Origin of the sequence: Actinomadura bangladeshensis (assembly GCF_004348335.1) — a bacterium.
In the GTDB taxonomy this organism is placed as follows: Bacteria; Actinomycetota; Actinomycetes; order Streptosporangiales; family Streptosporangiaceae; genus Spirillospora; species Spirillospora bangladeshensis.
In genome coordinates this window covers 50,130-71,131 of the sequence record NZ_SMJW01000007.1, presented here as the reverse complement: position 1 = coordinate 71,131, position 21,002 = coordinate 50,130, and the positions used below count along the sequence as shown (strand labels likewise).

Annotated in this window: 10 protein-coding genes and 1 pseudogene; 6 read left to right on the top strand and 5 right to left on the bottom strand. The window is 71.2% G+C overall.

Annotation, left to right across the window (positions count from 1 at the left end):
• The 3 genes and pseudogenes from E1284_RS03025 to E1284_RS03015 all read right to left on the bottom strand — a co-directional run.
• Positions 1 to 1,153 (bottom strand): annotated as a pseudogene (locus tag E1284_RS03025) (Eco57I restriction-modification methylase domain-containing protein); the annotation flags it as partial.
• Positions 1,150 to 4,074 (bottom strand): helicase-related protein, encoded by a 2,925-nt coding sequence (locus E1284_RS03020; RefSeq protein ID WP_131936774.1) that lies wholly within the window; start codon positions 4,072 to 4,074, stop codon positions 1,150 to 1,152. The pseudogene E1284_RS03025 and the gene E1284_RS03020, both read right to left, overlap by 4 nt.
• On the bottom strand, positions 4,074 to 9,272 hold the full coding sequence (locus tag E1284_RS03015; RefSeq protein ID WP_131936772.1) for a DEAD/DEAH box helicase: 5,199 nt from the start codon (positions 9,270 to 9,272) through the stop codon (positions 4,074 to 4,076). The genes E1284_RS03020 and E1284_RS03015 overlap by 1 nt, the downstream gene beginning before the upstream one ends.
• Positions 9,273 to 9,599: 327 nt before the next feature.
• Here E1284_RS03015 and E1284_RS03010 point away from each other — a divergent pair, with 327 nt between their 5' ends.
• Positions 9,600 to 11,669, top strand: a complete 2,070-nt coding sequence (locus E1284_RS03010) for a UvrD-helicase domain-containing protein (RefSeq protein WP_131936770.1) — start codon at positions 9,600 to 9,602, stop codon at positions 11,667 to 11,669.
• Here the strand turns inward: E1284_RS03010 and E1284_RS03005 are convergent.
• The gene (locus tag E1284_RS03005) at positions 11,647 to 13,158 is read right to left on the bottom strand and encodes a serine/threonine-protein kinase (RefSeq protein WP_131936768.1); all 1,512 of its coding nucleotides are present in this window, start codon (positions 13,156 to 13,158) and stop codon (positions 11,647 to 11,649) included. The two genes, E1284_RS03010 and E1284_RS03005, sit on opposite strands and share 23 nt — an antisense overlap.
• Positions 13,159 to 13,211: 53 nt before the next feature.
• The gene (locus E1284_RS03000; RefSeq protein WP_131936766.1) at positions 13,212 to 15,212 is read right to left on the bottom strand and encodes an N-6 DNA methylase; all 2,001 of its coding nucleotides are present in this window, start codon (positions 15,210 to 15,212) and stop codon (positions 13,212 to 13,214) included.
• A 227-nt stretch (positions 15,213 to 15,439) separates the two neighbouring features.
• Between E1284_RS03000 and E1284_RS02995 the strand changes: the two genes are divergently transcribed.
• From E1284_RS02995 to E1284_RS02975, 5 genes are all read left to right on the top strand, one after another.
• Positions 15,440 to 16,309 carry a ribonuclease HI gene (locus E1284_RS02995; RefSeq protein ID WP_131936764.1) on the top strand — a complete coding sequence of 290 codons (870 nt, stop codon included), beginning with the start codon at positions 15,440 to 15,442 and terminating at the stop codon, positions 16,307 to 16,309.
• Between the two features lie 17 nt (positions 16,310 to 16,326).
• Positions 16,327 to 17,007 carry a DUF4352 domain-containing protein gene (locus E1284_RS02990; protein WP_165965108.1) on the top strand — a complete coding sequence of 227 codons (681 nt, stop codon included), beginning with the start codon at positions 16,327 to 16,329 and terminating at the stop codon, positions 17,005 to 17,007.
• 15 nt (positions 17,008 to 17,022) lie between these two features.
• Positions 17,023 to 17,529 carry a hypothetical protein gene (locus E1284_RS02985; protein WP_131936760.1) on the top strand — a complete coding sequence of 169 codons (507 nt, stop codon included), beginning with the start codon at positions 17,023 to 17,025 and terminating at the stop codon, positions 17,527 to 17,529.
• A 27-nt stretch (positions 17,530 to 17,556) separates the two neighbouring features.
• The gene (locus E1284_RS02980) at positions 17,557 to 20,028 is read left to right on the top strand and encodes a hypothetical protein (RefSeq protein WP_131936758.1); all 2,472 of its coding nucleotides are present in this window, start codon (positions 17,557 to 17,559) and stop codon (positions 20,026 to 20,028) included.
• Between the two features lie 507 nt (positions 20,029 to 20,535).
• Positions 20,536 to 21,000 (top strand): hypothetical protein, encoded by a 465-nt coding sequence (locus tag E1284_RS02975; RefSeq protein ID WP_131936756.1) that lies wholly within the window; start codon positions 20,536 to 20,538, stop codon positions 20,998 to 21,000.
• Positions 21,001 to 21,002 lie beyond the last annotated feature (2 nt).

Genomic DNA, 21,002 nt, shown 5'->3' with positions numbered 1-21,002 from the left:
GGGTGATCGTCACAAGGACCTGTGGCGGACGCTCGTCGTCGGCGCCGAGGGCGTCCAGGACGACGACGAGCGTCCGCCACAGGTCCTTGTGACGATCACCCATGCGGCGGGACGAGATGCGGCGGAGGCGTTCGACGGAGAAGTAGTCGGTGTACCGGTCGCGGGCGGCCTGGAGTTCGGCGCGCTGCTCGGGGGTCGCGTCCGGCGGGTCCTGGACGAGCAGGGCGTTACGGCCTTCGGCAACGAAGAGGAAGATGAGCTGGTAGGCGAGCCGAAGCAGTTCGTGACGAAGATCTTGGCGGGTGAGGCGGCCATGTGCCAGGTCGTCCCGCAGCTTCGGGGTGACTTCGAGGAAGCCGGTGCCGAGTTCGTTCAGGGCGAGTTCGACATTCTTCCTGAGCTGCTCGCGGGCGCGGCTGCCGGTTTCGATGCCGTGGGCGCGCCAGCGTTCGAGCCAGCAGTCGGCGACGGTGGGTTCGCCGCCGTCGTCGCGGGGCAGCAGCTCGAACCGGGACGAGTGCAGCAGGGCGAAGAGCTGGACGAACTCCGGGTACAGGTCGCCGTCGAAGATGGCTTCCAGGTCGAACTGGACATAGGCCGATCCGACGAGGGCGGACGAGTCGCGCAGGATCCGCAGGACCCGTCCGTTGGACAGCACGGCCCACAGGTGCGGGTCGCTGGCGTTGAGGAACTCCTGGAGCATCGACTGCGGGGCGCGGCCGGTCTGCCCGTGGGCTTTCGTCTGCCGGTCCAGGTCGGTGTTCCAGCCGAGCAGGTGGACGGCGACGTGCTCGCCCCACTGGTGGGAGACGGGATACGTCTTCTCCCCCGCCGCGATGCCGCCGCGCACATAAGCCAATCGTCCGAAGCCGAGTTCGTCGAAGAGGCGGAGCAGCCAGCGTTCGCGGGTCTCGGTGACGGCGGAGTCGGTCGGCGGCAGCGCGTCCAGGCGTTCGCGGAACGCGCGGTAGGCGCCCTTGAGGTAGTCCCATTTGCGGCTGGCGGCCTCGCCGATCCGCTCGCCGGCGGCGAGGTGGTAGTCCTCGGGGCGGTTGCCGGGCAAGTCGCGGGCGGCCGACCGGATCCGCTCGATGAGGTCGGCGGAGAGGAGCCCGCCCTCGATGTGGACGGCGTTGTAGGGCGAGCCGGTCACCGAGCGCCTCCCGCGGGCAGGTAGACGTAGACGCCGAGGACGTCGGCGTGGTCGTGGGGGCGGACGTCCAGGCCGCGGCGGATCGCGCCGACCGATGACCGGACGCGGCGGTGCGCGGTGGCGAGGCGGTCCGCGAGGTCGCCGGCGCGGGCGTCGAGGTCGGCCTGGACGGCGCCGTGCGGCGCGGGTTCGCCGGGGGCGGGCGGGTCGCCGAGTTCGGCGATGGACGCCTGCACGGCGCGCTGGACCAGTTCGGGCAGCACGTTGGCGTCCGGTCCGGCGGCGAGCAGCGCGGTGACCTCCGCGTCAGTGAGCCACTCGCGTCCGTCCGGCGTGGAACGGTAGGCGAGGATCTGGGCGTCCTCGGCGACGAGCGTGCGGGGCTCGGGTTTCGGCTCGCCGGGACGGGACGGTCTCGGCAGCGTGAGGTGGAAGCGGTAGCGGACGAGGAGCAGTGTCGTCCGGGACGTGACGGCGGTGGTGCGGATCGCGCCGCAGCGGCGGGCGGGACGTTCACGCTCCTTCAACTCTGGGTCGAGGGCGGCGTCCACAACGTAGCGGGCGAGCGCCACGACGGCCGGGTCGGTGCGCACCAGGGCGTGCTTGCCCGTGGGGGCGGGCACGTCGTGCAGGAACTCCAGCAGGGGCGGCTTCGTCTCGTCCTCGGCGGCGCCGATGAGGCCGAGGGTGTGGCGGGTGCCGATGGGCAGGCCCTGGGTCTGGACGGTGAAGCCGTCCTCGCCGACCTGGACAGCGCCGCCCATCGCCGCCAGGGACTCGCGGACGAAGCGGGCCACGTCGGTGTGGCGTCCGAGCGCGGTGCGGGCCTCGGTGGCCTCGCGCTGCACCTCGTCCAGTTCCTTGACGCCGGAGTGCGCGTACTTGGTGAGCACTTTCGACTCGCGGGCAGCGGCGCTCTCCCAGGAGCGGTGCAGCTTGTCGCGGGCCTGGCCGACCTCGAGGTCGAGGGCGAGCTGGTCGGGGTCCTTCTTGTGCAGGAGGAGACCCTCGACGAGGGCCTTGACGACCGTCTCGCTGCGTTCGGGGACGGGCACGGCGACGCCGGTCTGCTTGGCGATGGTGGCGTGCTTGCGGATCAGGACGTCCAGGACGACGCCGTCGATGCCGTTGTCGGTGCCGAACAGCGTGATCGCGCGGACCTTCGCGCTGCGCTGCCCGAACCGGTCGACGCGCCCTTCCCGCTGCTCGTGCCGGGTCGGGTTCCAGGCGAGGTCGTAGTGGACGACCGCGTTGAAGTGCTCCTGGAGGTTGACGCCTTCGGACAGGCAGTCGGTGGCGACGAGCACGCGGCGCTTCGACCGCCGGGTGAGCTGCTCGATGCGGTCGATGCGTTCGGCGGGCGGGAGGGTGCCCGTGACCGCCTCGACGCCGGCCTTGCGTCCGAGGGCCTTGCCGAGGTGTTCGGCGACGTATTCGGCGGTGGGGATGTACTTGCAGAACACGATCGGGTCGTAGCCCTCGATGAGCAGCGCCTTGACCTCGTCGATGAGCTTGCGGAGCTTCGCGTCGTGCTCGACGCCCTCGCGTTCGCGGGCTTCGGCGGCGAGGGCGCGCATGCGGGCGCGGGCCTTCGCGGTCAGTTCCTCGTGGTCGGCGCCGGGTGCGACGTCGACGCCTTCGAGGGCCTCGTCCTCGACCATGTCCAGGACGCCCTGGGCGCCGAGCGCGTCCGCCTCGGGGACGGTCTCGGCGGCGTCGGCGGCGGAGCGGGCGGTGAGGGTCGCGGCGGCGGCGCGGGGCGAGGACGCCACCGAGCGCAGCAGGGCCAGCGCCGACCACCAGCGGACCTGGCGCCGCACCTCGCGGGTCACCGGGTCCTGGACGGTCTCGCGGGCGTAGGACAGGACCTTGTCCATCAGGTCCGCCTGGCCATCGTCCTGCTCGTACTCGACGGGGAGGAACATCTTGTCCTTGGGGAAGCGGGTCTCCTCGTCCAGGTAGCGGCGGATGTCGCGGCGGCGGCGCTGCACGAAGTGGCGGGCGAGGCGGTCGCGGCCCTTCTCGGTCTCCAGGTCGACGGTGGCCAGTTCCGGGTCGAGCAGGCCGATGAGGTCGCGGAACGCGTCCTCCTTGCCGCTGTGCGGGGTGGCGGTGACGAGGATCAGGTGCCGGGCCGGGTCGGCGGCGATCTCCTTGAGGAGGTCGTAGCGGCGCTGCCGGAGCGTCGTCCCGGCGCCGCCCGCCGGGACGCAGGTGTGCGCCTCGTCCACGATGACCAGCTCCGGGCAGGCGCGCAGGAACTGGGCGCGGCGCCGGTCGCCCTTGATGAAGTCGGTGGACACGACCGTGTACGGGTACTTCTCGAAGATCGACTCGTCGGCGCGCATGCCGCGCTGGAGCCGCGTGACCGTGGACGGCAGGACGAGCTGCGCGTCGATCGCGAACTTGTCGCGGAGTTCGGCCTGCCACTGCTCGGCGAGGGCCGGGGAGCACAGGACGGTGAGGTGTTCGGCCTCGCCCTGCTCGATCAGCTCCTTGGCGATCAGGGACGCCTCGATGGTCTTGCCGATGCCGACGTCGTCGCCGATGAGGAGGCGGACGGTGTCCATGCGGAGGGCGAGCAGGAGGGGGAGCAGCTGGTACTGGCGGGGTTCGACGGCGATCGCGGCGAGCGAGCGGAACGGGCCGGCGGCGGAGGTGAAGCCGATCCGCATCGCGGTGCGGAGCAGGCCCGCGGCGACGCTGTCGCCGATGTCGCGGGGGTCGCCGGTCGGGCGCGGGAAGGTGGCGGGCTCCACCTCGGCGGCGAACAGGCCGGTGGTGAACTCGCGGTCGCCGTTGAGGGGGCGGGCGACGATGAAGCCGCCGGTGGACTCGGGGAGGACGACCCATTCACGGCCGCGCGCGGCGATGAGAGAGCCGGGCGTGTAGGCGGGGGCGGCACCGGGAGCGGCGGGCATCAGGCGTTGCCCCGTCCGGTGCGTCCGGTGCGTCCGGTGCCGAAGACGCTCGGGTACTCGCGCACGATGTCGTTCCACTCCTTGTCGTAGCCGAACCGGACCACCAGCCAGCCGAGGTCGAGCAGGCGCCCCTCCGCCTGGACGTCGCGTTCCCACACCGTCGCGTGCTCGTGGTGGGGACCGTCGACGTACACGGCGACGGGCCCGGCGGGCAGCCGGTACACGAAGTCGGGGCGGGCGAGGGCGTCGGCGACCAGCGTCTGCGCCTCGTCGGGGAGACGATAGTCGCTGTCCTTGAGGAAGGTGACGAACCGGCGTTCCAGTTCGCTGCCGGACGCGTCGGTGAGGCCGGTGGCGTGCTCGTCGGCGGTTCCCTCCTGGGCGGCGCGCCCGCCCGTCCAGGAGCCGGCCAGTTCGGCGAGCAGGCCGACCACGGCGTGCCGGTCGATGCGCTGGTGGAACACCTGGTTGGTGTAGGAGAGCAGGCAGTCGTAGCAGCCGCGCTCGCAGCGTTCGCGGGCACCGGGCGCCGATCCCTCGTCCCGGAGGGTGCCGGGGTCGATGTGGATGATGCGCAGGGCCTGCTTGGCGACCTCGGCGAGCATGCCGCCCTCATCATGGAGGCGGCGGAGCGCGCCGGCGCCGCCCTCGGCGCTCTCGACGAACAGCATCCGGCCGCGGCCGTCGGCGTCGGGGAGCGACTCGCTGCTGAGTTCGGCGTCCTCCAACTGGAACAGGGCCTCCATGCCGCGTTCGAGGGCGAAGCGGAGCGTCACCGCCTCCGGTTCGGACACGGGGCGGGTGAGGCGGAACACGCAGATGTTCTTGTGGTCCTCGACGAACGGGACGACCTTCACGGCGCGGGTCGCGTCCTTGAGCGCGGCGAGGCCGTCGTCCTCCGGGGTGAGGTCGGCGGCGCGGGTCTCGCTGAGCCAGCGCCCCTTGATCGGGTCGAGCCAGAAGCCGACGTCGCGGGAGTCCTTGCGGCGGCGGCGGCCCCGGTTGATGACGCGGATCGCGGCGGCGTCCCCGTAGACCAGGTCGGCGATGGGCTCCCCCTGGGCGTTCTCCACGTCGGCGCGGAGGCGGCCGGGGCGGGTGCCGTGCTCGCTGAAGCGGTACACGGTCTGGAGCTCGAAGCCCGCGCGGCGGCGCTCCTCCTCGTCGGAGGAGATGCGCTGGCGGCGGACCGTGTGGACGGTCTGGAGATGCATCATCTGGGACAGGCTGCCGCCCAGTTCGGCGTCGCACTCCTCGCACCTGTCCGTGCCCGCCTGGCGGGAGTGCCAGTAGCCGCACGACCCGCAGATCCGGGACTCGGTGGTGGCGACGTCGCCCGCCTCCGCGCCGGCCGGGACCTGGACGCTGGCGACCTGGTAGCGGGCGCCCTCGTGGTAGATGAGCGCGCCCGGCCCGAACTCGCCGACCGCGATGAAGCGGGGCCGCTGGATGTAGGTGCCGCGGCGCCGCTCCCCCGGGATGTAGGCGGCGAGCGGCAGGCGGGGGAAGGAGTAGCCGGGCAGGAAGCCCTCGGACGCGAAGTAGCGGTAGGTGTAGAAGTCGCTGAACTGCTGCTCGCTCTCCTCGTTCTTGAGGAGTTTCAGCTGGTTCTCGGCGTCCAGGCGGCGGCGCTGCGCCTGGCGGCGGGCCTTGGGGTTCGTGGAGTGGTCGACGACGCGCCGGTTCTGCTCGCGCTGCTCGTCCAGGGCGGCCCGGTAGAGCTGCCGCCAGCGGTGGCAGGCGGCGTCGAAGCGTTCGGCGGCGCCGCGGACGACGTCGCCGATCCAGTTCTCGTGCCACCAGACGGTGTCCTCGATACCGGGTTCGCCCGGGGCGGAGAGGTCGGCGAGGACGCGTTCCGCGTGGGCGGCGGCGCGGCGGCGGGCGCCTTCGTCCGCGAACTGGTCCACGAGGTGGGAGTGGATGTCCAGAGTCGGGTTCTCGCCGGAGATGTCGAGGACCTCGTCCATCCGGGAGTGCAGGGACGCGCCCGTCTCCGCCAGCCAGATCGCGTGGACATGGGAGCGGAGGAGGTCCTCGTTGGCGAGGTCGAGGCGGGGCGGTTCGACGCTGCCCGCCACCATGTCCTCGGAGCGGCGGAAGTAGTACTGGTCGTGGGCGCGGCCCGTCGAGCAGTAGGTGGTGACGAGGGCGGGCTGGCCGCTGCGTCCCGCGCGCCCGGACCGCTGCGCGTAGTTCGCCGGGGTCGGCGGGACGTTGCGCATGCCCACCGCGTTCAGGCTGGCGATGTCGACGCCCAGTTCCATGGTCGGCGAGCAGAACAGGAGCGGGAGTTCGCCGTCGCGGAACGCCTCCTCGCGGCGGATCCGGTCCTCGTTGGTGACCTGCGCGGTGTGCTCGCGGGCCTCCATGCCCCGGAGCGCGCCGGCGGTCTCCTTGTAGAGGTCGCGGAAGAAGGCGTTGACGCGGACGTCCGCCCCGGGGTCGACGACCTTGCGGAGCGGGTCGGGGGCGCCCGCCTCGCCGTCCCCGGCGCGCCAGATGAGCGCGGACGCCTTGAGCCGGTAGCCGGGGACGCCGTCCAGCTCGTCCACGACCGCGAGGACGCCGGTCTTCTCCAGGACTTTGAGGAGGCTCGCGATGATCTGCTGGGCATCGTCGACGGTGGGGGTCTCGAGGAACTCCTTCGGGCGGCGCAGGTAGCGGCCGAGCGCGCTGCGGCCGGTGAAGTGCACGCTGCCGCGGCTGCCGCCCCGTCCGGCGGGGACCGGGTAGACCGTCCGGGCGGGGACGCGGGGCTCGTTCTCCGGTAGCGCCCACTGGCCCGTCAAGAGCTGGTCGGACAGGCTCTGCACGCGTTCGTAGCCGTGCTGGGTGAGGACGTCGATGTCCACGGCGAGCTGGCGGCGCATCTCGTCCAGGAGCAGATGGGCGAGGGCGGCGCGGTGCGCGGGCTCGTCGGCGCGCAGGAGGGGGTGGGCGTCCTCCCAGCTCTCCTCGTCGGCGGCGATCTCCTCCAGGTCGGCGTAGCCGAAGCGGATCAGGCCGGTCTGCTCCAGGTTCGGCATCGTGACGCGCCAGCCGCGTTCGAGGTCGCCGTAGAGGCGGTAGGAGAGGACCTGCCGGAGCGCCCGCCTGACGTTCTCCTTCTGGCTGAACTTCACGCCGGGGTTCTGCGCGAAGTCCGCCATGCCGAGGCCGAGCGCCCTCTCGACGGCCTGGGCGATGGTCTCGTGAGTGAGCCCGTGCCCGCCCGCTTCACGGGCCGCGTGGTAGAGGGCGCCGCGGACCTGGGTGACCTGCACGAAGTCGTTGAAGAAGCCCGCCTGGAGGCTGGCGTCCTGCCGGTTGTCGACGAACGTGAGGAGCTTCTTCGCCTCGTCGTCCAGGCCCTGCTGGGTGCGCAGGCTCCGGACGACGCTGGAGCTGATCACCGAAACGGCGGAACTGCGTCCCTCGGCGGCGTAGGAGGCGAGCTTGGCGAAGTCGCTGCCGCGCGTCTGCGCGTACGAGACGCGGCAGCGCAGGCAGAAGCGGAACGGGGTGGAGAAGTAGGCGGCGCGCAGGCCGTCGCCGGGGGCGCGCTCGCCGCCGTCCACGCCGAGCCAGACCTCCTTGGGCAGGTGGTCGCGCAGGCGCGGCAGGACGTAGGGGGTGCCGCCCTCGTCGGTGTCGAACCAGGAGTCGGGGAGGCGGCCTTCGCCGAGGGGGTTCTCGACGGGCCAGGGATGGCCGGTGCTGATGTAGAGGTAGCCGTTGGCGTCGTCTCCGCCGGCGGCGTCCTGCTCCTGGCGGGGCGTGTAGTACACGCCGTCCGCCTTCTTCGTGCGGGCGACGACGAGGTACTCCTGGCCGCACTCGCGGCAGAACGCGAGCGGGAGCAGGCTCTTCTCCCGCTGGCCGGGGACGCTGACCTGGTACTGGCCTGTGATGTGCCGTTCGTTCTCGTTCTCCAGGCTGACGTAGACGGTGTCGCCCTTGGAGAGGAACTGGTGCAGGCGGAACGCGAACAGCGGCCAGCCGGTCTTCGGGTGGCGCGCGTGCGACCCCTGCTGGAGGGCCGCCGAGATGGCGTCCTGGCAGCGCTCTCGCGGCTCACCGGTCGCGTCCGCCAGCTCCTCGGCCGCGCTCGGGAGGGTCCGAGGGCGGCGGCGGACCAGCCGGTCGCCCTCCTTGGCGAGGCCGAAGGTGGTCTCGATCCAGCCGGCGAGGGGGTCGCGGGCCAGGGCGGCGTAATCGCGCGGGGGGCCGTCGAGGACGGTGCCGACGGCTTCGCGGAGTTCGGCCTTCGTCGCGTTCTCCCGGCCGGTGGCCCGGCGCAGGGTCTCACCGATCACGCGCTCGGGCTCGACCCGGGTACCGAACAGTCTGGTCGCGACCCCGGCGACCTTCTCCTGGGCCTCCTCGAACGTCACGCTGGTCGCCATCGTCGCGGACGTGCCGACGCACTGGAGCACGGGGGCGTGGCAGGCGTCCCTGAGGCGGCGGACGAGCATCGCCACGTCCGCGCCCTGCCGGCCCCGGTAGGTGTGCAGCTCGTCCAGCACCAGGAAGCGCAGGCCCTGCGCCGCCCCGACCAGCTGGAGTCGCTCCACCGGCCTGGTCAGCAGGTATTCGAGCATCACGTAGTTGGTCAGCAGGATGTCCGGCTTGGCCCTGATGATGCGGTCGCGCTCCTCCGTGCCGTCCTGACCGGTGTAGCGGGCGAACGTGACAGGGCGGTCGTCGGCGGCCACCCCCCACGTCAGGTACTTCTCCAGCTCGTGGAGCTGGCTGTTCGCCAGGGCGTTCATCGGGTAGACGACGATCGCCTTGATCCGCCCCGGTTCCGGGTCGCGCAGCACCGAGTCGACGATGGGGACGATGTAGGACAGGCTCTTGCCCGATCCGGTGCCGGTGGTGAGGACGTAGCTGTCCTTCTTGCGCGCCGCCTTGATCGCCTCGTACTGGTGCCGGTGCAGGGTGAGGGTGTGCTCCCCCTCGTCCTCCGGGTGCTTCTTGGCGCGGAAGAAGCGGGCGCAGTACGGGTGGAGCGTCTCGTCCTCGACCAGCTCGGCGACCGTGCCGGCGGGCTCGAAGTTCGGGTTGAGCGACAGCCACGGATCGGGCCAGCGGACCTTGTCCCTCTCCTCGTCCCGCAGGTGCTCGGCGATACGCTCGTCGCGGACCTCGACCAGTGACGAGGTGAAGGCGGAATAGTCCCTGATCAGCCGGTCGTGCACCCCGAAGACGTCCATACGCGCCGCCCCTCCCGTCCCCCGCCGAGTGTCCCTGAGTTGACGCACCTCACGGACCATCGGATGACAAGCCTGCCGCAAACCGTAGGCCGCCACCGCTTCACCCGTCAACCTCCTCACCAGAGGGACCGCAGGTTGATCGAGTGCACACTCGTTCATGTCGTCCGCTGTCCGTCCGGGCCACGCTCATCGCGGGTCCCCAGAGGATTCCGGGTTTGTCCGGAGGTGGACGGGGGTTGTACGGGGTTCAATCATCCATGGGGGCGGGATGCTCCTAGGATATTCGGACCTGACGGGGTGTCAGGGCTGGTGGAAGGACGGTGCGGGGTGGCTCAGCTTGCTATTGCGGATTCGTTCATGCCGCAGTACGCCAAGTTGGAGCCGAAGGTGCGCAGGGGTGTCGAGGCGGCGATCGCGAAGTTCGCCGAGCACACGCATGCGGGGCTGCACCTGGAAAAGCTCAACAATGCCAAGGATCCGCGGATCCGGACCATCCGGATCGACCAGTTCTGGCGCGGGGTGGTGCTGGCGCCGGAGACGGGGGACGTCTACTGCCTGCTGGCGGTGAAGGCCCATGACGAGGCGATCGCGTGGGCGCGGAGCAGGAAGTTCTCGGTCAACCGGGCGATCGGCGTGTTCGAGGTGCGGGATCAGGTCGCGCTCGAGGAGATGTCGCCCGCGCTGGAGAAGGTCGCGGAGGGAACGAACTTCCGGCTGCTGGGGCATGTCTTCGACAAGGATCTGGTACGGCTCGGCATCGATGCGGAGCTGATTCCGCTCGTCAAGCTGCTGACGGACGAGTCGCATCTGCAGGCGATGGAGAAACTGCTGCCGGAGCCGCAGTACATCGCGCTGCTGGCGCTGGCGCAGGGCATGAACGTGCAGCAGGCGTGGGACGAGGTCGCGCAATGCCTGCCTGTCGAGGAGAAGCCCGCGGCCGTCGATCCCGACGACCTGGTGACCGCCATGCGCAGGACGCCGGGGAAGGTCGTCTTCGTCAACGGTCCCGAGGAGCTGCGGGAGGTTCTGGCCCATCCCTTCGACACCTGGCGTATTTTCCTGCATCCGGTGCAGCGGCGGGTGGCGCTCCGGGTTTCTTATAGCGGGCCCGCCCAGGTGACCGGGGGTGCCGGGACGGGGAAGACCGTCACGGCGCTGCATCGCGCGAAGTTCCTCGCGAGCAAGGGCGGACGCGTCCTGCTCACGACGTTCACGCGGAATCTGGCGGAGGCGCTGGAGAAGCAGCTTGAACTGCTCGTGGACGATCCCAAGGTGCGCGAGCGGGTTCACGTCAAGAATGTCGATTCCGTTTCCTACGGGATCGTGGGGCGGCGTCACAAGCCCGGTATCGCCGGGTCGGATGTGCTCGACCCGCTCTGGGAGGAGGCGGCCGAGGGGACGCCGTTCTCGCCGTCCTTCCTCAGCCGGGAATGGGAGCAGATCATCCTCGCTCAGGAGATCGAGAGCGAGGATGACTATCTCGCGTGCACGCGCACCGGGCGCGGGGTTCCGCTGGGGAAGGCGCAGCGGTCGGTGGTGTGGCGGGCGATCCGCGTCGTGGTCGACGGGCTCGCCACCGAGGGGAAGTCGACGTTTCCGCAGCTTGCCAATGAGGCGGCGGATCTCGTGGACGGGCCCGAATACGACCATGTGATCGTCGATGAGGCGCAGGACATCCATCCGACACAATGGCGGCTGCTGCGGCGGCTGGTGGCAGTCGGACCGGACGACCTGTTCATCGTCGGGGACCCGCATCAGCGGATCTACGACAGCCACGTTTCGCTGACCAGCCTCGGCATCAATGTGCGCGGACGCAGTACGAAGTTGAAGATCAATTACCGGACGACGCAGGAGATCCTGGCGTGGTCGGTGCCCTTGCTCGGGCTCTCGCCGGCGCAGGGACTCGACGATTCCGCCGACACGCTCGACGGGTACCGGTCACCCATTCACGGGCGGCGGCCCGTCGTGGAGGCGTATCCGGATCCGGACGCGGAGATGGACGGGCTCGTGGCGCAGGTCCGGGGCTGGCTCGACGACGGGGTGGAGCCCAGTGCCATCGGGATCGCTCACCGGTACGGCTGGGTCGCGAAGAAGGCCGCGAAGCGGCTGAAGGACGAGGGGATCGCGGCCTATCAGGTGCCCAGCAAGACGCCGGGTGTCCAGGTCGGCACCATGCACCGCATGAAGGGGCTGGAGTTCCGGTGCATCGCGGTCATCGGGGCGGACGAGAACTCGCTTCCCGCGGCGAAGGCCATCACGCCGGAAGACGAAGACCCGAAGGCGCATGCGCAGGACGTCCAGAAGGAGCGCTGCCTGCTGTTCGTCGCCTCAACGCGGGCGCGCGACCACCTGTACGTGTCGTATGCGGGAGCGCCTAGCCCGTTTCTGCCTGGGTGAGGTCTTGCAGGAGCGTCCGTATCGCCGTCGCCTGCGGATGGTCGTCGCCGCGTAGGCCCGTGATGTGGGCCAGGAGTTCGGTCAGTTCCTTGCGGGCCTGGTCCGTTTCCCCGGCGGCGAGCTTCAGGCGGGCCACGCGTTCGCGGAGGCGCAGGACCAGCGGATCCCAGGGACCGGCGTCGGAGAGGTCGTCCAGGAGTTCGCGCAGATGCGCGAGCGCCGTGTCGGTGGCGCCCAGGTGGGCCTGGCTGACGGCCTCCTGTTCGCGGCAGTTCAGGACGTGCGGGTCGTCCGGGCCGTACCACTCGGCCAGGGTCACGGCCGCGGCGCGGTAGGCGTGGACGGCCCGGCGGTAGTCGCCGCCCTGGAAGAGGACGTCCGCGAGGTCGAGGCGCAGCCCCATGTACTCGGGGTCGTCGTCGCCCAGCGCCAGGCGGGTGGGTTCGGTCAGGCCGGAGAGGAGCTCCGCCGCCTGCGTGTAGCGGCCCGCTTCGGCGAGGTCGGCCGCTTCCGCGCGCGCTTGGACGACCTCGCCCAGCGTGGGCAGCTCCACGGGTTCCTCTTGGCGAGGTGACGGGACGCTCCCGGATATCTGGATTCGGCTGACGGCACCGGCGTACAGGTGTTGCGGTGCGATCGCGTCCACGATTCCTGGGAGCGGGTGCAGGGACGAGACGAAGTGCAAGAGGCGGTGGTACACCTCGTCGGCGTTGGTTGGACGGTCACCCGGCTGCTTCGCGAGGAGTTGAAGGACGAGTGCGTCGAGCGCCGGAGGAACATCGGGGTTGAGCACGCGCGGTGGGGTCGGAGCCTCGTCCTCATGGCGGCGCAGCACCTCGTATGGCGTCGTCCCCGCGAAGACCTGGCGGCCGGTGAGCATCTCGTAGAGGACACAGCCGAGGGAGTACAGGTCGCTCTGCGGGCTTGGGCTGCCGTACACCTGCTCCATGGCCGTATAGCCCGGCGTGTAGGGCGCGCCCAGGCCGGTGGTGGTCCGGCGCACGTCGCCCGGCCCGAGACCCACCGCGGCACCGAAATCGAGGACTTTCACCGAGCCGTCCCGGCACAGCATCAGGTTGCTGGGTTTGAGGTCGCGGTGCACCAGCGGGCGTTGGTGCGCGACGTTCAGGACGGCGCACACCTGGGCGGCTATGAGCGCGGCCCACGAGATGGAGAGCTTCTCCTCGGCGTCTAGGACGTGGTCGACGGTCGTGCCCTCGACGTACTGCATGACCAGGTAGAAGCATCCGTCGTGGCTGCCGAAGTCGTAGACGGTCGGGACGCCGGGGTGCTCGAACCAGGCGGTGCTCCGCGCCTCCTGCTCGAACCGCCCGACGAGCGACTCGTCCGAGACGCGGGTGAACTTGACGGCCAGGCGCCGGTCGAGGAAGCGGTCGTAGGCGCGCCACACCTCGCCCATCCCGCCGCGCCCGATCGCCTGATCGAGCTCGTACCGCTCGCGTTCCCCGAGGAGATCGCCCCGCCGCAACGCCCACCTCCACTGGCCCGTGCAGGCAGCGTACCGGCGGCGGCCCCCGGAACCTACCGGGGTCCGCCGGACGGGCGGAGGGTGCCCGCGCCGAGCCCCTCCAGGCCGAGGCGCAGGACGTCGGCGCCGAGGCGGTAGGTGTCGCGGAGTGCGGCCTCCAGGTCGGTGAGCCTGCGGAACTCCCGCCCGATCTCGGCCTGCTCGTCCAGGCCGAGGCGGGGCAGGCGGGCGCGGCGGACGTCGAAGCGGGCGGACGAGGTGGAGCTGCGGAGCCGGGCGCCCTGCGCGCCGAGCAGCAGCCATCCGGCGACGAAATCGGGGTCGGACCGGGACGGTTCCGCGCGCACGAGGGCCAGGCCGGGACCCAGCACCGGCCCCTCCTCGGTGATGACGCGCGCCACGGGGTGACGTGCGGCGAGCGACACGACGACATCGCCGGCCGCGACATGCACATGCTCGTCGTCAGGTGCGGCCGTGCCCGTGGGGTCCTGGCCCAGCGCGATGTCCTCCAGGGTCAGGACCGGCACGTTGCCTTCGCCCAGCCGCACCTTGGCGGGAGGACGGAGTATCTGCAGCACGCCCGCCTTGGCCAGCTCACCGACCGTCGTCATGGGGACGTCGGCGCGCGCGCGGGCCTGCGTCAGGGACGCCAGTTCGGCGACAGCTCGCGGAAGTTCTGCGGCCTTCGTCTCCAGAAGCTCGCGTGCGGCGACGAACGAGCCTTCCGCCGTGGGCGCGCTCCGCTGCGGGAGGTAGCGGGCAGGGGTGAGGTCTACCTCGTCGTCCAGGAGATCGATGATGCGTACGACGACGCTTGAGTCCGTCCCGGTGGGCTTGCCCTTCTCGTAACGGCGCCAGGCGTCCAGGGCCGTCTTCCGGAAGTTGTCGGGGTCGGCCGACGTGTCGACCATCAGGACGTCGTCGGCAGGGGCGCCGCCAGGGGCCGGACGACGCAGAACCCACACCGCCAGCGCGACCGCCATGTTCGGCACCGCGCCGGGAGGCAGGCCGATCACGGCGCGGAGCGTCCCACGGCGAAGCAACTCGGAACGGACGCGGCGTCCGGAACGGCGGTTCGCGACAGCGGGGGGCATGAGCAGAACGACATGCCCCCCCGGCTCGACATGGGCGAGGCCGTGCTGGAGCCACGCCAGCTCCGATTCCATGCGCGGTGGCAGCCCGTACTCCCAGCGCGGGTCGCCGGTCAGTTGCTCGTAGCCCCAGCCCCGGTCGTTGAAGGGCGGGTTGGAGACGACCAGGTCGACGGTCCGTCCGGGGAAGGCGTCGGCCAGCAGGGAGTCACCCGGGCACACCTCGGCCGGGGCGCCGCGTAGCGCGAGCTGGATCGCGGACATGCGCGCGGTCGTGTCGTCGATCTCCTGCCCGAGGAGCTGCCGGACGTCCTCGAACACCTCGTCGGCGGCCTTGAGGTAGGTGCCGGTCCCGCAGGCCGGGTCGAGGACGGTCCGCGCCGGGCCCCCGAGTTCCAGCATCAGCCGGACGACCGGTTCCGGGGTCAGGTAGACGCGGCGGCTGTGGTGCTCCAGGTAGCGGGTGCGCAGGAACTCGAAGGTCTCCACGGCGCCGAGCTCGTCCACGAGCTGGGAGAGGGCGCGGACGAGCGGCACGGCCGACGGCGGTGTCAGGCCGGGGGCCGCCTCCACTCCCCCGGGCAGGGCCTGGACGACCTCGGGCAGGGCGGCGGCGACCTCGTCGTCGGGGGCGTCCGGCAGCTCGTCCCAGCGGGCGGGGTCGGCGCGCAGGTGCAGGAGGAACGCGCCGGCGAAGGTGAGGACGTCGGCGAGGTCGCGGCCCTCGGACGCTGCGGTGCGCAGGGTCTGCCAGACGCGCTCGCGGACGGGCGAGTCGGCCAGTTTTCCCTGGCCGCGAAGCCAGTCCTCCACCTCGGTGAGGGAGAACGTCGGGCTGACCGCCGTCCCGCCGACGGGCTGCGGGAAGTCGTCGTGGCGGCGGCGCCAGTTGCTCACGGCCGCGCGGCCCACCGCCGCGAGGCGGGCGATGTCCGCCGCGGTCACCGTCGCATCGTTCGGCACCAGCGCTCCTTTCAGCCGACGTTCAGGGTCGGCATCACCCTAGCGCCTATCACGGCGGTTGATCTGATTCACGTCCCCGCCGCCGACAGCGCTCGATCTCACACGTGCTCGATTCGATTCGTTTGTTGATTGCGTTCACAGCTCCTAGTGTGGTTTGCTGTGTACAGACCGAGGCGATGCCGGCGGCGTCGTCCTTTCCCCAGGCCAGAGAGCGGAGGTGGCGATCCGTGCATGTCCCGACGATGCCGCTGCACGAGTTCGACGACGCGCAGGGACGGATGCCGGCGGACCTCGCCGCACGCACCCAGCGGTTACGCGCCGCCGCGACGCGGGCCCCGATGTGCCCGTGCTGCGCAGTCGCCCGCCGGCTGCTGTGGCTGTGCTTCGCCGCCGTCCGGCACGGCGACGACCCGATCGCGGAGATGCTCGCCGGTGAGGCCGAGCACTACGCCGACACCGGGGAGCACCACCCGGACTGCCCGCACCTGCCGCCGCCCCCCGCCCGGGGCCGGAGGCCGGTGGAGGGCCGGGTGCCCGGGTGGCCGCCCGGCCCGCTCGTCGCCGCGACCGACGCGAGCTGGAAGCGCGGCACCTGCGGCCTCGGCTACGTCGTCGGCGACGGCCGCTGGGGCATGCGCGGCTGGACGTTCGGGCCGCAGGACCCGACCGGCCCCAGCCGGGTCCTGGTCAGCGAACTGCGGGCCGTCGGCCTCCTGCTCGACCGCGTCGGCGACGACGGCCCGGAGCTGACGCTGCTGCTCGACAGCCGGCCCGCGCTCCGCTTCCTGCGGGCGTGGCGGCGCGGCGACACCGGCCTGCTGCCGGACGGCTACGACCTGCGGCCCCGCCGCGGCGCCCCGCCGTCCCTGGTCCGGCTGGCCCGCCGCGTCGCCGGACGCCCCGGGCTGGCGTTCGAGCACGTGAAGGGGCATTCCGGCCATCCGCTCAACGAGACGGCCGACTCCCTCGCGTCCATCGCCCGCCGTAACGCGGCCGAGCCCTTCGACTGCGCCGCCCGTGCCGAGGGCCTCGTCGAGGCGTTCCTGCGCGCATGGCACGGCACCTCCGACCGAACCCCCGGCGAACTCGCCGCCTGACTCTTCTGGAGAACGAGATGAACCCCCACCAGCCCTACGGGCAGGGCCCCGTCCCGCCGCTTCCCGCCTACGCCGTCCCGCCGCCGCGGAAGCGCGGGAAGGGCTGCCTCTACGGGATCATCGGCGCCGCCGCCGGGCTGTTCATGATGGTGTCGTGCGTCGCGGTCGTGGCCAGCTCGTCCGATACGCCCGCCGCGTCCGACTCGGAGTCCCCGGCCGCCGAGAAGAAGCCGGTGGAGAAGAGCGAGAAGAGCGAAAAGGGCGAGACGAAGCCGCCCGGCGAGAAGAAGGTCGTCAACGGGATCGGCCGCGAGTACCGCGACGGCAAGTTCGCCTTCACCGTCACCAAGGTGAAGAAGGGCGTGAAGAAGGTCGGCAACGAGTACTTCGGCGACACCGCCCAGGGGCAGTTCGTCTTCATCTACGTCACCGTGAAGAACATCGGCGACCGGTCCCGGACGTTCAGCGACGTGAACCAGACGCTCATCGACTCCAAGGGCCGCAAGTTCGAGGCCGACCCCGAGGCGTCCACCTGGACGAGCCAAGAGTCCAAGTCGTTCTTCGAGCAGATCAACCCGGGGAACTCGGTCAAGGGCACGCTCATCTACGACGTCCCGCGCGGCACCAGGCTGAAGGCCATCGAGCTGCACGACTCGATGTGGTCCGGGGGCGTCACCGTCCCGCTCGGGAACCGCTGACGCCGGGGCCATGACGTGCGCGCCACCGTCATCTTCGCGGGCCGCGACGAGATCGCCGGCCGCCTCCGCGACACCCTCTGGGAGGCGGCCCGCGCGGCCCTCGCGCAACGCCCCGAGCCGGTGATCCGGGACATCCTGCTGGACGGCGGGCCGTTCCCGCTCGGCCACGTCCTGGGGCCGGCCGACACGGGCGCGGCGGAACTGGTCCGGTCGGCGGCGGGGGCGGTCCGCCGGCTGGTCCGGGAGGCCGGCACCGGGGAGGCCGAGTCCCACGTCCGGCGCTCGCCGGTGACCGCGCGGGTCGTCGAGGCCCTCCTCGCCGCCGTCCGCGACCGCTTCCTCCTCCTGGACGTCGGCGAACTGCACCGCGACCCGTCCGGCTGGCCCGAGTCGTGGACGTGGGAGACCCGCAACCGCGCCGAGTTCGACCGCGTCCTCGCCCGCTTCGAGGGCGACCGCCCCGAACACCACGGCCGCCTCCTCACCCCCCTCGTCAAGTTCATCGAGACGTCCGCCCCCTGAACGCGGACCCCTATCCGAGGATGTGACTTGTCCGAACTCTGCTGGGCCCTGACCGTCCCTCAGCCGGCCGCGTGGGCGATCAGCCACGGCCACCAGACCGTCTACAACCGCCCGTACTCGACGGAACAGCGCGGCTGGATCGCCATCTGCGCGGGCTCGACCATGGACGGCGACCTGAGGCGCCTGACCAGCCGGCTGACCGGCCGCTCACCAGAGAGCCTCGACGCCCTGTGCGGTGAGCGGAACACGATCGTGGCCGTGGCGCGGGTGGCGGACGTGTGCGACGAGCGGTCGTGCGACTGCGGGCCCTGGGCCGACAAGCGGTTCATCCACTGGAAGCTGGCGGACGCGGTGCCGCTGGCCGACCCCGTCCCCGCCCCGCACAACCTCGGGCACTGGCGGATGCCTCCCGACCTCGCGGACGCGGTGGAGCGAGAATGGCGGCTCACCGAACGCGCCGTCGTGGGCGGCACGCCCGCGCAGGCCCCGACCAGGGATTTTCCCGCCCTGCGGGACGAGATGCTGCCGCTTCCCGGGGCCGCCGAGGGATACCGGCACGTGCTCCTGCTGGGCACCACGGGGGCGGGGAAGACGACGGTCGTCCGGCAGCTGCTCGGCACGGACCCGGAGACCGAGCGGTTCCCGTCCACCTCGACCGCGAAGACCACCGTGGCCGACACCGAGATCGTCCTCACGGCCGGAGGCCCGTTCCGCGCCGCCGTGACCTTCGCCGGCCGCGACGAGATCACCGGCCACCTGCGCGACAACGTCTGGGAAGCGGCGCGGGCGGCGTTCGAAGGCCGTCCCCGGGAGGTGATCCAGAACCGGCTGCTCGACCACGTCAGCCAGCGCTACCGGTTCAGCTACCTCCTCGGCCGCGCCGCCCTCCCCGAATCCTCGGACGCCGACGACATCGATGACGAGTTGGACGACGAGCTGGACGACGATGCTGAGGCCGCCGCGTCGGCGGCACCGGCCGCACCGGCTTCGCGCACGGCCGACCCGCGCACGACGGAGCTCGTCCAGAACGCGGTACGCGCCGTCCAGCACGCGGTCGCGACCGAACTGGCCGCCGTCCAGCGGGACGCGACCGGATCCGGGAACGAGGACCGGCCGCTTGAGGAGTACATCGAGGACGAACTCGAAACGCGCGTGCGGCGCTCGGATACCTGTGCGCTGATCGTCGACGCGTTCCTCAACGCCATCGAGGACCGCTTCGAGCTCCTGACGGAGGGCGACCTGCATCGCGCCCCGGACGGGTGGCCGCTGTCCTGGTCCTGGGAGTGCGCCGACCGGGCCGAGTTCCTGCGCGGGGTCACCAGGTTCTCCAGCAACCGGGCGGCGCTCTTCGGCCGGCTTTTGACGCCCCTGGTGAACGGGATCCGGGCGGCGGGGCCGTTCCGCCCGCACTGGGCCGAGCACGGGGCGCGGCTCGTCCTGATCGACGGGGAAGGGCTCGGGCACACGCCCGGCTCCGTCGCCGAGGTGTCCACACCCCTCCGCAAGCGCCTGGACGAGGTCGACGCGATCGTGCTCGTCGACAACGCCCAGCAGCCGATGCAGGCGGCGCCGGTCGCGGTGATGCGGACGGCGGCGGCCACGGGGAACGGCGAGAAGCTGTTCTTCCTGTTCACCCACTTCGACCTCGTCAAGGGCGACAATCTCGGCTCGTTCTCCGACCGCGAGAGGCACGTCCTCGGATCGGCCGAGAACGTGCTGAGCGAAATCCGGGAAGAGCTCGGACTGGCCGAGCGGATACTGCGCCGCCGCCTGGACGAGGCGCGCTACTTCGTCGGCGGCATCGAGCAGGTCCTCGACCCCGGACGCATCGACCCGCGCCGGCCGAAGGCGTCCCGGCGCACGATGCGGCAGCTCAACGGCCTCCTCGAAGCGCTCACGAAGGAGGCGGTCCGGGGCGGGACGGGGCAGGCGCGCCCGGTCTACGAAAGCGGGCAGCTGACGGACGCGGTCGCCGAGGCGGCCCGGTCCTTCCACACCCGGTGGCGCTGCACCCTGGGGCTCGCCTACTGCCCCGAGACGCCGAAGAAGCACTGGAGCAGCATCAAGGCGCTGACGCGCCGCCTCTCAGAGGGGCACACCGACGAGTACAAGGACCTGCGCCCCGCGGCGAGCCTGCGAACGGCCCTGGAGTACGCGGTCTACCGGATGATCCAGAGACCCGTCCGCTGGACCGGATCCGAGCCGGACACCGACGAGCAGGAGATCATCGTCGGCGACATTTCGAGCGCCGTCACGAAGCGGATCACGACGCTGGTCGACCAACTGATCACGCACGACCCCCGCCCCGCCTGGACGCGCGCCTACATGGAGCACGGAAAGGGCTCCGCGTCTCGCCGCGCAGAGATCCTGAGCACGGAAATCTACGAAGAATCGATACCTCCGCCACTCCCCGAAGAGCCCTACCAGAACCATTTCTCGCAAACAATACTGGCACTCTTCAAGGACGCCGCCGCAGAACTCGATTTCCTTCTGGACTGAACTGATTCCTCACACACTCCGATACGCCGAGTGCCGTCGGCGAGTACGGCGAGGCCGCGGCCGCCGACTACCGGTACGCGCGCAAGGCCGGCGTCGCCGAACTCGCGGCCCGCAGCAAGGCCGAAGGCCGCTGCACCGGCTGACCGCCGCCGGCATGCTCGCGTCCGCCGGCACGGATTTGCCCCGGAGACCGGCACCGGCGGACGCCCCGCCCGCCTGCACCGCCTCGCCGACGACAGCACCGTAACGATTTCGCGGACGCACCCGGTAGCGGCAATGCGGACATACCGAAACCCGAACACGTCATCGACATGATGCCGGAGGACACACGTTTACCTAAGCAAAATGCATCGCAGTCGCATATAGGGGCCGAGACCTCCACAGCCTCGCTAACTACCGGCACGAGAAAAGTTGCTCAGCGCTTTGACGCATGGCACTCCATGGTGAAAGATGTCTGGTCAAGTCCCCGCGCTCCGTTACTTCCTCGCTCCCCCCATGGAGGTACTTGTGCCGCCCACACGTTCGGGGCTGCCACCAGAAGCGCGCGCCTGGCCCGGACTCGAGAGCACGGGGCCCGACCTGGTCGTCGGCGACGTGACATCGCTCGCGCGGCGGCTGGAAAGACAGCTGGAGACCGTGATCTCCACGGCCACCGCACACCTGCGCGCGGCCGGCTCCGCGCCGCCCGCGGCGTTCGGACGCTGGGACGCCGCCGTCCAGCTCGCCGGAACCGCGGCCACCGCCCACGCCGCGATCGGCGACCACCACCTGCGGTTCGTCCACGCCATGCAGGCCGTCGTCAAGAAGCTGTACGCGACGGCGAACGTGTACGACAGGCACGAGGCCGAGATCGAGGCGAAGATCCGCGAACTCGACCGGCTGGTGAGCGGGGCGCCGCCGTCCGTCCCGACCAGTGAGCCGAGCCCCGGCGTACCCGGCCCCGGACCGACCTGGCCGGAGGCGGAACGGTAGCG